Genomic DNA, 13,068 nt, shown 5'->3' with positions numbered 1-13,068 from the left:
CCCAAAAAAAATAACGATGATTAAGACTAAAATCACGGTAAATCTATCTAACGTTTTAAACGTCCTGATGTATCGCCACTTAAAATATTAATAACCTCATTGACCGTTGCAAAGTTGACGTCACCTTCATAGGTATGTTTTAATGCACAGGCGGCACTGGCAAATTCCATTGCCTTGTAGTCATCATATTGTTGCAGCCCATAAATGAGCCCTGCGGAAAAGGCATCACCCGTACCTATACGGTCTACTACATGGGTAATATCTAAATCTTCCGTTTCCCTAAATTCCGTACCGTTCCACATTCTAGCCCTTATTTTATGCCAGGAAGAATTTAGGGATGTCCTAATTTTATCAAAAACTTTTTCTATTGACGGGAAAGTAGCGATCAACTGTTTACTTGCTTCAACAAATTCTTTGTTTGAGAAACCATATGCCGTACCTAGCACCTCATTGATTTCATTGACCCCTCCAATAAAAACAGTAGAATTCTTGAGCAGTATTGTCAGTGCCTCTTGTGGATCTTGGCCATAAGTCCATAGACCACTTCTATACGTTGGATCGGCCGAAATGACCAAACCTTTTTCCTTGGCCAATTTTAGTCCGGCATTTAAGGTATCAAAAGCACCTTTTGACAATGCCGGTGTAATCCCTGTCCAATGCAACCACGTCCCTTGCTCCAACGCATTTTCCCAATCTACTTTTTCTGGTGTAATTTCGGAAAATGCGGAATGAGACCGATTATAGGAAATCATACTTGGTCTTAAAACTGCGCCTACTTCCAAGAAATATACACCTAAAGGACGTTTTGAAAAAAATATGGATGAAGTATCTACACCAAATTGACGAATATAAGCAAGCGCGATTTCTCCAATAGAATCTTGAGAAACGGCACTGATATGTTTTACATTGCCTCCAAAATTAGCAATGGAAATACCCACGTTCAACTCTGTTCCCCCAAAATAGAACTCTACAATATTTGATTGTATGAATTTCTTGTTTCCTCGTGGTGAAATACGCATTAATACCTCCCCAAATGTTATTATTTTCCCCATAATGTAAACTTAACCCCAATTTTTCAAAAACTATTATTTCATCAACAATGGAAAGCAAATAAAATACTCTATTTGGGCATAGGTATGAACACTTCAAATGCAGTACCTTGACCTACTGCACTCTTTACCTTCACATAACCTTTATGATTACGAACCACTCTTTTCACGATTGCCAATCCTATACCGGTACCCGGGTATTCCGTATCGCCATGTAAACGTTTAAAAATCTCAAACACCTTTTCTTCATATTTTTGGTCAAATCCTATACCATTATCGGATATTAATATACGGGCATATTGGGTATGGGCCTTGAGGGGATAGTCCGCAAAATCAGTACTGTTTACTACTTCCCCACAGACTTGAACCTTGGCTTCCACATCTTTTCTTGCAAATTTGATGGCATTGGAAAATAGGTTCAAAAGTAATTGTCTAAATTGTACGGGTATGACATGTACGGTACAGTCTTTCCCTAAGCTGATCTTTGTATGAACTTCAATTACATCTTCATGAAGCATTTCTATGGTTTCCGCTACTAACTCAGTCAAAGAAATTGATTCCAAATTATTATGAGCACCATCTGCCGCACCATACATTAGAAGGTCTTGTATAAGGTTTCGCATTCTATCAATAGAAGCTACAATACGATCTAATTTATACCTACCATCATCAGAAAGCTGATTTGCCTCTTCGGTATTGATTTGGGAAATGAACATTTGAATTTTACGAAGAGGTTCTTGTAGGTCGTGACTACATATATAATTGAAAGAAGCCAGTTCTACATTGGTCAATTCTAATTTTTTTGTCTTTTTCTCTAACTCTACCGTACGTTGCAACACCTTTTTTTCAAGTTTTTCCGAAAATGTGATAAGTTGTTCATTGGCACGTTCGAGTTCCATTTTATTCTTTCGCAGCTCTAACAAATGGATTACCTGTTCCGATAAAATGGAAAGAGCCTCTTGTTGGCTAGCTGTTAGCGTCCGTGGCTTTTTATCGATCACACACAATGTACCCAATGGCACTCCAGATGAATTTTTTAATGGAATACCGGCGTAAAAAACAATGTTGGGATCACCCGTAACCAACGGATTGTCATGAAAACGTTCATCACATCTTGCATCGGACAAAGAAAAAAGTGTCTGATCAGAAGTAATGGCATGCGCACAAAATGCGTGTTCAATAGGCGTTTCCTGAACATTAAGCCCATGATTGGATTTAAACCATTGCCGTTTATCATCAAGCAAGGTAATCAATGATATAGGTGTCTGGCAAATTTCCGCAGCGAGTTTGGTAAGATTGTCGTAATCTTTTTCAGGTAGGGTATCTAATATGGAATATTCGGTTAAAATTTCAATTCTCTCCTGTGATTTAGAATGGGGATGCGCAATTTTCATATTGTATTTTGTAATGCAGAATAAGAGTTCTTAAATCAAGATAATCAATTTTGGCAAGGTCAACGTTTTCAAATTTTTTAATTAGTAACCACTGTATGCGTAATACATAACTAAATTTCAACATGCCATAGGCCCTAAAAACAAAAACCCAATACCTTTCGATATTGGGTTTTGCTCTTGCGGAGAAAGAGGGATTCGAACCCTATATAACATATTCGCATTATTTGCATTGTTTACATAGGTTATACAGCCTTTTAGGTTTATCTTACTATTTATTATATCTTAGTTTTTCTATCTATATATAACAAATAAGACACCTAAAACGACACCTTTATAAATATATGAACTATACATTTAGACTTAAAGAACCAAATGGCGATGCTGAAACTTTAATCTATTTTAGAGCACCATTTAAAAATGAAGGTAAAACTTTTGTTTATTCTACCGGCGAAAAAATACATCCTAAAGATTGGGATTTAAAAAGTAAGCGCCCTGCAAATCTTGCAAGCCGAAAATCTGGTGCAGAACATAGAAGAACTATTAATGCTCAACTTTCTAGGTATGCTAATTTTTATAGAGATATATGCGATCGTTACAAGAATATCAATGAGGTTTTAACTATTAAGGATTTAAGAGAAGCTTTCAATATTGAATTTAAAAAAGTAAGTAAGGAAGTAAATGATTTTTTCAAAATATATGACTTATTCCTAAAAGAAAAAACAAACAATAATACAGACCAGGCTAATAGCTCTTCAACTATTAAGAGATACGATTATAATAAAACTTTATTAAAGAATTTTAAAGAAAAAACCAATTACAACCTTCGTTTAAACACAATCAATAAGGAGTTCTACAATTCTTTCATTAAATACTGTGTTGAAGAAAAAAAACATTCTACGAATACATTGAGCCGAAATATTGGTTTATTTAAAACCTTTATGTTCTGGGCACTCGATAACAAATACACATTTAACGAAGAATTTAAAGAATTCAAAAACATCAAAAGATTCGCTACGAACGAAATCGCGCTAACAAAAAAACAGATTGAAAAAATATATAATTTTGATTTAAAGAAAAATGAAAGACTTATAAAAATTCGGGATTTATTTGTTTTCGGCTGTGCATCAGGAATGAGATATTCAAATTATTCTACTGTTAGTAAAAAAGACATCTCCGAGGGTTTTATAAATGTTATTGACGTTAAGGATAAAACTAAATCATTACGCATTCCGCTTAACAAATATTCAACCGAAATACTTGAAAAATATGACTATAAATTACCAAGATTATCCAATCAAAAATTTAATGAATACATAAAAGAACTATTTGAAGAAATGGGTTACGATGCAAAAGTGAAGAAAACAATGAAAGTTGGTAATAATATAATTGAAACCGAATCTTTCTTATACGACAGAATTAGTTCTCACACCGCTAGAAGGAGCTTTATAACCATAATGAAGAATAATCGGGTACCAGATAAAGTAATTATGAGCTATACTGGTCATAAGAGTTTAGAAGTATTTAATAATTACTACAGACCCAATGAAGAACAGCGAGTTGATTTTATGAATAGTGTATTTAACTAAAAACTAGAAAAATGCTTTTTGAAAAATGTACAATAATTCTGTTGTTAATAACCCTTGTTATTAGCTTTATGCTTTTATTCTTTGTTACAAAACCATATTGGCTAAACTATATCGAAGGAGAATTGATTTGGGATCCTCGTAGAGACAGAATTCGCGTGTTGGGTCATGTTGGCCTATTCCTATTTAATCTGACCTTACTATATGTAATAGTACGCATTTCTAGCCCATACACTTTCTCTACTAAGGTTTTAATCGGACTTATATTTCTAATTGTCATTATTGCACTTTCAATAGGTGCCGTTTTTTATTTTTATGAAGAAAAATTTCTAAATAAATCAAATTCTACTGAGTTCAAATCACTTTTTCAAAATAGAGTATTTAATCAAATAATGGAAGGATTAAGAAAATTGAATATTCTAGAAGAATCAGGAAAGTGGAATACCGGTGGTCCTTTGAAAAATAAACGAGACATTTCAATTCTAATGTCAATTCTAATTGGCAATGCGATGCTACCAGCTTACAACTTCAAAGAGACCCATCGACTAGCACGTTTGTATTTTCAAGTTGATTTTGACTACGTAGAAATGACAAAACTAATTAAGAATTACAAGGATAATGATGCTGAATCCAAAGATGTAAAATCCTATAAATTACTAGCATTCATAGAAAATATTAGATGCTAATAAGATATATCAATTTATAATAAATTGATAAATTGATTTATTTTATGAGCATAATATCGCAGTAATAATCTATAAAATTACTGTGTATGGACAATCCATTTGAAACCCTTCATTCTGACATTACTGAATTAAAACTAATGGTAGCTAAGTTACTTAGCCAACCAGAAGAAGATAATTCCGAAAAAATGTACTCCCTAAAACAAGCCTCAGACTTACTAGGTGTAGACCGACAAACTGTACGTAATCATATTGATCGAGGAAATATTAAAGCCAATCGCCTTGGCAGAAGAATATTTATCGAGCATAAAGAACTATATGATTCTATGAACGAGATTAAGTCTATAAAATATAAGAGGTAGTAATTGAAAGGCTAACCAAATTCTAACTAAATAATAACAATATGAACTATGTTAAAAATCACATAGCTAAGGACTTTACCCAAATACCAAATGAATTAATCAGACATCAAAAATTAAAAACGTTTGCAAAATTTATTTACATATTTCTAGCTAGTATGTCTGACAACTGGGAGTTTAAAACTCCTGACTTATGTAAACGATTAAACATGCACTCTGACACCTTTGTCAAACATAGAGATTCATTAATTGAAAAAGGATGGTTATATGTAGAAGAACAGAAAAATATCAATGGAAATTTTCAACCAAAAGTTTATCATATTCTAGGAAAACAAGACAAACATTTTGCTAAAAAAATTACCGCCAATGAAAATATCTCTAACGGAAATTTTCCGATAGAGACACCTACCGATACAGTTGATTCCCGTCCCGGTAAAAACCACTCACATAATAATAAAAAGGTTGAAGAAGAAAAAGAAGTGAAAAAAGATAAAGAAATAAATAAAAATAGTTCTTTAAAAATTGAAACCAAGGAAAATTTCAATGGTATCAATCCTAATCCTCGACAGTAGACATGATAGATGAAAGCATGCTAAAGTTTAAAAAAATGTTTCTTTTAGAGGCTAATAAAATACTTAAAAGGGAAAAAAGATCTTTTGAAATTGATGCGCAAAATGAACATATTTTGAATTTCATTTATGCCTACTTCTCAAATTCTAATATACTCGAAAATAAATTTAACGGCAGACTACACAAAGGACTTTTGATTCACGGAAGTTTTGGTGTTGGTAAAAGTATAATTTTCGAAGTTTTAGAAATTCTTTACAAAAAATATCACTTTAAAGATTTTGCTGTAAAAAATGTAAACACACTGGAATTAATGGATGAAACAATACGATATCTAAGCAATCCAATTTTATCCCAAAATGATGAAACATTATATAAAAAATATTCAAAAGCAACGGTTCATTTTGAAGACTTGGGTCTTGAACGAAAGATTCAACACTTCGGAAATAGTATAGAATTAATGGACGAATATTTACTAATTCGCTATAATGAGTTTAGAAGAAATGGCCTAAAGACTCATATAACTACAAATCTAAATTTAGAAGCACTTAAAAAAAGATATAGCCCACAACTCTATGACAGAATATTTGAAATGTTCAATATTCTAGAAATGAAGGGAACCTCTAGAAGAAAATAATTGTATCAAATTCAAAATGAATAATGATATAATCGATTTTATAATATAGAATAAATACTAATTACAAAGAAGTAATAGCAAGGTGTGTTTCGCAAAGTACGAAACCTCTTGCCTGACGGAAAAATCACTCGTAAACTCGAATTTTTGAAATAAATCAAAATTTAAATTAATGGGAAGAGAACATATAAAAGGTGGTCGACCGCCAAAATCAGATAATGAGAAAATGTCGAAACTGGTGAGCATTTATTTAACTCCAGAAGAATCAGAATTGATTAATAACTTTTTATTAGATAACAACATCTGTAATTATTCTAAGAGTGAATTTTTCAGAACTATAATTCTAAAAACGATTGACCAAAAAGAAATAATTTTAAAGAGAAATGCCGACCCCAAAATAGTTCTAGAATTAAATCGAATCGGCTTAAATCTTAATCAAATTGCAAAAAAAATGAATTCTTTAAATGCCCTCTCTAGTGATGATGTTCTTAAACTAAATGCGTGCTATGACCAATTAGACAAAGCCATTACCAAATATTAAGACTAAATATTTATATAAATATATAATTATATATGAGCCGTATAGCACTAATTATGAACCAAAAGGGGGGCGCCGGAAAAAGCACAATTTCATTTTTGGCAGCAACCTATCTATCCGAAAATTTTAAAGTAGGTGTTTTTGATGCTGATCCTCAAGGAAGTTTATCACAACTATCCAATATAATTTCCGGTTTTGAAGTTTCAAATGATTGGAATTTTTTCAAAAAAAAATCTGAATTCGATATAATTTTAATAGATACTCCACCATACTTGAGTTCTGATTTGAAAAAACTCATACCAATTGCAGATTTAATTATAATCCCAACCAAAGTAGGTGTATTAGATGTAATGGCAATTTCAGCAACAATTAACCTTGTTAAGAGTATATCTAAAAAAGCAGAAATGGTAATAATCATGAACATGGTTAAACCGAATACTTCGCTTACAAAAGAAGTAACCCAAAAACTTAAATCATATAATGTACCAGTTTCTGAAATTTTCATAAGCGACCTGGTCGATATAACTAGGTCATTTTTAGTACAAGGAGTACGCCGAAATGAAAAAGCTCAATTACAATTTCAATTATTGACAAATATGATTTTAGAGAAAATAAATCTAAAATCAATTAACTAACCCTATATAATTATATAACTATATATACATGGCAAAAGATGACTTTTCTAAAATTTTCAAAGATTTAGAAACACGAGATTATAATAAAACACCTTTTCAAGAAATACAGAAAGCGAAGACTAAAAAATCTGATAACGAAAAACAATTTTTATTTTGGTTAGACAAAGAGCTTTTAAAATCTTTAAAAAAAGAAGCTTATGAAAGAGATTGTCCGATAAAGGAAATTATATGCGAGGGGATTATTTTATACTTCGAAAAAAATGATAAGTAAAGCCAAACATCTTTTTAATTCCTTGCCAAAAACGCTTTAAATTAACCTTAACGTTCTTCCAATATATATCAGACTTAGTTATTTTATTTTGAAGAATAAACCATGATGCTACAAATAATAAATTTATACTATTTTTAAAAACAAAAAATATTACAATTGAAAATATTGTCATCACTAAAATATAAGTAGAGCCTCGCGACAACCTACCAACCAAAGGAATCTTCGATAACATGAGTTCAAGTTCAAGTCTAGATTGATGAATAATAACAGAGAAAAACATAAATATCAAGAATAAAATAATAATCAATGGATAACTCAATACATTCAAACCCTCTTCTAGTGATAGAAAAACATTTAATAAAATTAATGACCCAGCAATTTTCCCATGAATTGTGTTATGTAAATCGGTTTGGTAATTGCCTATAATGATAATTTTATCCTTGGTGATTTCTCTAAAGGACTTAGGGTTCCATGATAGTATTTTATTCAAATTAAAATAGTGCCCACCCCTACGTTTAATATCCTTGTCTTTAATTTTAAAATATGGAACGAAATCATTAAAGGCTATACCTTCCTGTGTAAAATATAAAGGCAAATTAAAGTTGTTTTTTTTTGAATAAATCTCTTCATACATTTTAAGTGGAAGTGATTTAAGATTTTTATTGGAAAGCTTAAACTTATAAAATTTATCATCAGTTATTTTCAAATCCACCAAACCAGACTTTACATCTCTAAAACTCTTAATTGTTTTTTCTAACGTATCTTTTCTAGGAATTATTAGCCGTTCAGCCTTAGACATCACTAAACTTAATGCACTATCTATATTTGATTCTCTGTCAAAGAATACATCACACAATATGTATTTATATTCCGATCTTGAATTAAGTTTTTCAAATAGAAGTTTCAATTTATACCTATCCGCAATAACAATATTGCCATTAATTAATCCATTGTCATTATTTTCGATAAGTGCATTATCAAAGTTAGTATCAATGAAAACAAAATTATCTGTATTAATAATTTCACTCTTTTCATCTATAGATTTAAGCCAAGGTCCAAGATAAAATACATTATAATCTTCAATTCCATTTAAATAAAGAGATTGTACTGAAAAGAAAAGCACTAATGTGACAAGAGAATTAATTATAGCAAATATTATATCTTCTTTTTTAATCATTTTAATTTAAAGGGATATCATTTAAGGAAATTGACCCCCCATAGTTGAAATTTATATAATTCATCAAATACAATTTTATATCTGTTTGATCTTGTCCATGTTTAATCAAAAAATCACGATATCTCGTGACATCATCTATTAAAGATTTCATTTGAACCGCCTTAATACTTAATTCATTTACCACGGTTTTAGAATTTTTAAATTGATCAAAAAAACTAATTTCAATATTTTTAATAATATCGTTTTTCTCAGTATTATTCTTCAAAAATAAATCTTTGTTTAAATTAATAATACCTTTTTTTCCAACGACAAGCCTGTTTTGGGATATTGTATTAGAATATTCAACATTCAATAAATAATACGATTTATTTGATTCTGGTATTTTAAAAACTCTAATTCTTCTATCAAATAATAAACTATCATTATTAAAGAACAAATACAAAGGACTAGATTTAATACTTCTAGAAGCTGCATATTCTTTTGCTGGCAAAAAATTACTTTTTAAAAATAAAATCCAACCATTTTCTTTTCTCTTGCTTGTATTTTTATTTTTGACAAAACAAGTAATGATTCCACCAAGACTACTACCTAAATAGACTCTATCATTCTCTTTTGGAAAAGTAAACTCCGGATTACCTCTGAATTCATCACCAACCCTCACTGGTTCATTTGATTTAGAAAAACGAATATCACCATCAACTTGCAATACTAAAAAAGACTCTTGAGCAAAAGAATAACAACTCACTAATACTGTGCATATTATCACAAAATAACGTTTACAAATACTAATCATCGGCTATGGGTAGATTATTTAAATATTTTATTATAATATTATCAAAATAAAATGACACAACCAATTAGGACCAATAATAACCATGATAAAATCTCTAAACAAATTATTGATATTATTTACATTAGTACTTATACCAATATTTATTTTCGGACAGAATAATTTATTATCTGAAGCAGACTCAGCTATTTTGACAGGTAGGGAATTAATGAATAACAAAAAAATTAATGAAGCATTTCTACTTGTAAATCCAATTAAAAATAAAATCATAAAAACTGAAAATCTAAATGAATTAGATGTATTCCTTAAATACTATAATCTACATTTAATAGAACTGTCAGCTCATGCCTCTAAAAATTTAGACATGAAACTATCAGAATACGTACAAAATGAAAGTAATAAAGTAAAGCACTTACTCGACTCAGAACATCTAAAGTGGTTTTACTATATGTCAAAAACTAAAAGCATTTTATTTAGCGGACTGTTAGAAGGAGATGAGTCATCAGTGTATAACCTAAATAATACTAATTTAAAATTACAAACATTAAAAAATGAAATTGAAACTGAAAAATTCAATTTTAAAGAAAATAAAGATGATTTAATAAAATACATTTCTATTTTCCAAAACATCAATGATTTAGGTATAAAGCAGATAAATGGAGAATTAAGTAATTTTAATAAAGAACAAAATGATAGTTACAATCAAGAATTTTTACAAATTGAAAAAGACTTAAAAGAAAGGGTTTTAAATAGTTATAATTATGACTTGTTTGGCCTCGGGTACGATAAAACTGGATATAAAATTTGGATAAATTATTTGGGGATAACTAAAAATAAGCAGTTCATAATTGACGAAATAAAGCGACTTAAATTAATTATAAGTAATGGATTTTACACCAAAGCTATTAATAAATCTGAAGCCTTATTACAACGTCTTAATAGAAAAGATTTCAATAACATCCCTGAAGTAGAATTACTCGAAATTTTTGAATCAATTATTTTAAATATTCATTCGGCTCATTTAAAACTACAAAATTTTGACAAAGCCCTCTATTATTTAAATAATGCAAAATTGATTTATGACAAAATTAATTTTATAGCTAAAAAAAGTGATCAACGATTTAAATACGAAGAACTTTATGAAACGTTTTATTTTGAAAGTGGCAACTTAAATAAGGCAATTGAATATGCTCAAATTCAATTAAGTCACGGTAATTACTACGAACCTATATCCGGAAATATCGCATTATATTATAAATTTTTAGGTGAATATAGTAAAGCAATCGAATATCAAAAAAGGTTTAATAAGTGGATAAAAATTGAAAATAAAAAATACAACAGTTCTTACCCCCTTTCGATTGACCTTTTTCTTGCTGATTTATATGTTCAAAACCAACAATATGATTTAGCAAGTCTAACCTTAGAAACGTTAAAAAATAAAATCAATATTGCTATTGCAAAAAAAAGTAATCCTACTGACTTAAGTAATAATTCAGACTTTAAAACAAATTTAAAAGATTATTTCGCCTCACTTGATATAATGGAAAGTGATTTAATCAAATTGTGTTACGCAAATTTGGCAATAACAAACGAATCAATAAAAAATGAGTCAACTGCTGATGAATACATGCTTAAATACCTTCAAGGCTATTCATATGATTTTTTTGATTATTTACTCAATTCAATTGAATCTTCAAGACAAAAATCAATTGATGATAATTTATATAACTCTAATTTAATTTTCTATTTTTTATCTAAAAAAGAAAAAAATTCTGGATTAGTAGTAGGTGGCGGCTATAATGTAGCCTTACTATCAAAATCACTGCTTTTAAATACATCAAATTTAATATCACAGACAGTCTCTAAAAGCCAAAATTCAACTTTGAAAAGTTTAGATCAGAGACTGAAGACTGTTAAAAAATCTTTGAAAGAAATTGATACTGAAAAAAAAGATTCTTTAATGGATTATGCAAGATATTACGAAAAGCAAATTTTAAAATATGCAAAAGAAGATATTTTAGTTAATCTTAATAATTCTATCAAAACTTGGAATGATGTCCAAAATCAACTAAAAGATGGTGAAGCAGCAATTGAATTTATTAAATTTAAACCTTACTATTTTGAAAAAGAAAATCAAGAAATATATTACGCCGCATTCATTCTAAAAAAGAACATTAAAACTCCCATATTTGTAAACTTATTTGAAGAAAAAGAGATTAATAAAATAATAGAAACCTCACAAAAGAATTCCTATAATGAAAAGGACAAAATTTCCAAACTTTATAATTTAGGAGGTGATAACCTCTATAATTTAATATGGGAACCAATTGAAAAGAAATTAAATGGAATTAATAAAATATATTTTTCACCTGCAGGAATTCTTAATAAAATTTCATTTTCTACTCTTAGAAAAAAAGAATCTTTCCCTTCTTTAGGAGAACAATACAAATTATTTCAATTAATAAGCACTAAAGATATTTCTAAAATCACAATTGCCGAAAAAATTAATAATGCTGCTATATTTGGAGATATAACATATAATAGCCTATTGACAAATGACCTACCAAATCAACAAGAAAAAACTATAAGAAGCTCAATTTTTCAAGAATTACCTGGGACTAAAAAAGAAATTGACGAATTAGAACAAATTTTAAAATTAAACAAAATAGAACCCTCAATCTATTCTAACATCCATGCTTCTGAAGAAAATATTAGAAAAGTACTTCAAGAAAATCAAATTGATTTATTACATATAGCTACACATGCTTTCTACCTTCCCCCCATTAAGAAAGAAGAAACATCTGGAAGCTATTTTTTAGGTTGGTCTTTATTGAAAGAAGATAATGACCCAATGAACAGATCAGGAATAGCTTTATCTGGAGCTAACGAATTTTGGACTAATGGTGGAGATTTGACAGCAAGTAACAATGACGGTATATTAACAGCAAATGAATTTTCATATCTCAATTTAAATAATACTTATCTCGCAACTATATCTGCATGTGAAACTGCTTTAGGAGATTCTGGCAATAACGAAGGGGTCTTTGGTCTACAAAGAGGTTTGAAAATGGCTGGCGTACAAAATTTACTTTTATCCCTTTGGAAAGTTGATGATAAGGTAACCGAAGAGTTTATGACAGATTTTTATAAAAACTTAATCGACAAAAAATTAACACTTCAAGATGCGCACGCAAAGACTCAAAATAAAATTAAAATTAAATATAAAGATCCTTACTACTGGGCCTCTTTTATTTTAATACATTAATTTACTATATTTTTTTTGTGAGTCTTTATCCTAAATTAAGTTAATCACAATGTTTTTTTTAAATACTGTAGTCAAATCCAAAAACTCAACACTTCCAAATTGCAAGAGCTAACCTTCAAAATT

General features: G+C 29.5%; 13 protein-coding genes. 9 read left to right on the top strand and 4 right to left on the bottom strand.

Going from position 1 to position 13,068, the window contains the following annotated elements:
* Positions 1-47 precede the first annotated feature (47 nt).
* Together JM81_RS00800 and JM81_RS00795 are read right to left on the bottom strand one after the other, a co-directional pair.
* On the bottom strand, positions 48-1,052 hold the full coding sequence (locus tag JM81_RS00800) for a sugar kinase (protein WP_144800306.1): 1,005 nt from the start codon (positions 1,050-1,052) through the stop codon (positions 48-50).
* Between the two features lie 68 nt (positions 1,053-1,120).
* Positions 1,121-2,443: an ATP-binding protein gene (locus JM81_RS00795; RefSeq protein WP_144800305.1), complete on the bottom strand. Its 1,323-nt coding sequence runs from the start codon at positions 2,441-2,443 to the stop codon at positions 1,121-1,123.
* Between the two features lie 341 nt (positions 2,444-2,784).
* On the opposite strand from JM81_RS00795, the gene JM81_RS00790 reads away from it, so the two are divergent.
* The 8 genes from JM81_RS00790 to JM81_RS00755 all read left to right on the top strand — a co-directional run bounded on the left by JM81_RS00790 (position 2,785) and on the right by JM81_RS00755 (position 7,713).
* Complete coding sequence (locus tag JM81_RS00790; protein ID WP_144800304.1) at positions 2,785-4,029, top strand: tyrosine-type recombinase/integrase; 1,245 nt, start codon at positions 2,785-2,787, stop codon at positions 4,027-4,029.
* Positions 4,030-4,040: 11 nt separating this feature from the next.
* The gene (locus JM81_RS00785) at positions 4,041-4,712 is read left to right on the top strand and encodes a hypothetical protein (protein ID WP_144800303.1); all 672 of its coding nucleotides are present in this window, start codon (positions 4,041-4,043) and stop codon (positions 4,710-4,712) included.
* Positions 4,713-4,798: 86 nt separating this feature from the next.
* Complete coding sequence (locus JM81_RS00780; RefSeq protein ID WP_144800302.1) at positions 4,799-5,071, top strand: helix-turn-helix domain-containing protein; 273 nt, start codon at positions 4,799-4,801, stop codon at positions 5,069-5,071.
* A gap of 41 nt (positions 5,072-5,112) precedes the next feature.
* Positions 5,113-5,640: a helix-turn-helix domain-containing protein gene (locus JM81_RS00775; protein WP_144800301.1), complete on the top strand. Its 528-nt coding sequence runs from the start codon at positions 5,113-5,115 to the stop codon at positions 5,638-5,640.
* 2 nt (positions 5,641-5,642) lie between these two features.
* On the top strand, positions 5,643-6,272 hold the full coding sequence (locus tag JM81_RS00770; RefSeq protein WP_186435510.1) for a hypothetical protein: 630 nt from the start codon (positions 5,643-5,645) through the stop codon (positions 6,270-6,272).
* Between the two features lie 169 nt (positions 6,273-6,441).
* Positions 6,442-6,810 carry a plasmid mobilization protein gene (locus JM81_RS00765; protein WP_144800299.1) on the top strand — a complete coding sequence of 123 codons (369 nt, stop codon included), beginning with the start codon at positions 6,442-6,444 and terminating at the stop codon, positions 6,808-6,810.
* Between the two features lie 32 nt (positions 6,811-6,842).
* A complete protein-coding gene (locus JM81_RS00760) occupies positions 6,843-7,442 on the top strand; it encodes a ParA family protein (protein WP_144800298.1) in 600 nt (199 codons plus the stop codon).
* A 28-nt stretch (positions 7,443-7,470) separates the two neighbouring features.
* Positions 7,471-7,713, top strand: a complete 243-nt coding sequence (locus JM81_RS00755) for a hypothetical protein (RefSeq protein ID WP_144800297.1) — start codon at positions 7,471-7,473, stop codon at positions 7,711-7,713.
* Here the strand turns inward: JM81_RS00755 and JM81_RS00750 are convergent.
* Positions 7,682-8,890, bottom strand: coding sequence for a CHASE2 domain-containing protein (locus JM81_RS00750; RefSeq protein ID WP_144800296.1), 1,209 nt, complete (start codon positions 8,888-8,890; stop codon positions 7,682-7,684). The two genes, JM81_RS00755 and JM81_RS00750, sit on opposite strands and share 32 nt — an antisense overlap.
* A gap of 1 nt (position 8,891) precedes the next feature.
* Complete coding sequence (locus tag JM81_RS00745; protein WP_144800295.1) at positions 8,892-9,683, bottom strand: hypothetical protein; 792 nt, start codon at positions 9,681-9,683, stop codon at positions 8,892-8,894.
* Between the two features lie 82 nt (positions 9,684-9,765).
* Between JM81_RS00745 and JM81_RS00740 the strand changes: the two genes are divergently transcribed.
* Positions 9,766-12,945, top strand: a complete 3,180-nt coding sequence (locus JM81_RS00740; RefSeq protein WP_144800294.1) for a CHAT domain-containing protein — start codon at positions 9,766-9,768, stop codon at positions 12,943-12,945.
* Positions 12,946-13,068 lie beyond the last annotated feature (123 nt).

Source organism: Maribacter sp. MAR_2009_72, assembly GCF_007827235.1.
Taxonomy (GTDB): Bacteria; Bacteroidota; Bacteroidia; order Flavobacteriales; family Flavobacteriaceae; genus Maribacter; species Maribacter sedimenticola.
Note: the sequence above shows the minus strand (reverse complement) of the source record. Positions and strands in the feature narration are given on the sequence as shown.

Excerpts from the sequence above, each read along its gene's own strand:
- JM81_RS00775 (WP_144800301.1), top strand. The coding sequence starts at position 5,113 with ATGAACTATGTTAAAAATCACATAGCTAAGGACTTTACCCAAATACCA.
- JM81_RS00745 (WP_144800295.1), bottom strand. The coding sequence starts at position 9,683 with ATGATTAGTATTTGTAAACGTTATTTTGTGATAATATGCACAGTATTA.
- JM81_RS00785 (WP_144800303.1), top strand. The coding sequence starts at position 4,041 with ATGCTTTTTGAAAAATGTACAATAATTCTGTTGTTAATAACCCTTGTT.
- JM81_RS00795 (WP_144800305.1), bottom strand. The coding sequence starts at position 2,443 with ATGAAAATTGCGCATCCCCATTCTAAATCACAGGAGAGAATTGAAATT.
- JM81_RS00780 (WP_144800302.1), top strand. The coding sequence starts at position 4,799 with ATGGACAATCCATTTGAAACCCTTCATTCTGACATTACTGAATTAAAA.
- JM81_RS00750 (WP_144800296.1), bottom strand. The coding sequence starts at position 8,890 with ATGATTAAAAAAGAAGATATAATATTTGCTATAATTAATTCTCTTGTC.
- JM81_RS00800 (WP_144800306.1), bottom strand. The coding sequence starts at position 1,052 with ATGGGGAAAATAATAACATTTGGGGAGGTATTAATGCGTATTTCACCA.
- JM81_RS00760 (WP_144800298.1), top strand. The coding sequence starts at position 6,843 with ATGAGCCGTATAGCACTAATTATGAACCAAAAGGGGGGCGCCGGAAAA.
- JM81_RS00790 (WP_144800304.1), top strand. The coding sequence starts at position 2,785 with ATGAACTATACATTTAGACTTAAAGAACCAAATGGCGATGCTGAAACT.
- JM81_RS00765 (WP_144800299.1), top strand. The coding sequence starts at position 6,442 with ATGGGAAGAGAACATATAAAAGGTGGTCGACCGCCAAAATCAGATAAT.
- JM81_RS00755 (WP_144800297.1), top strand. The coding sequence starts at position 7,471 with ATGGCAAAAGATGACTTTTCTAAAATTTTCAAAGATTTAGAAACACGA.
- JM81_RS00770 (WP_186435510.1), top strand. The coding sequence starts at position 5,643 with ATGATAGATGAAAGCATGCTAAAGTTTAAAAAAATGTTTCTTTTAGAG.
- JM81_RS00740 (WP_144800294.1), top strand. The coding sequence starts at position 9,766 with ATGATAAAATCTCTAAACAAATTATTGATATTATTTACATTAGTACTT.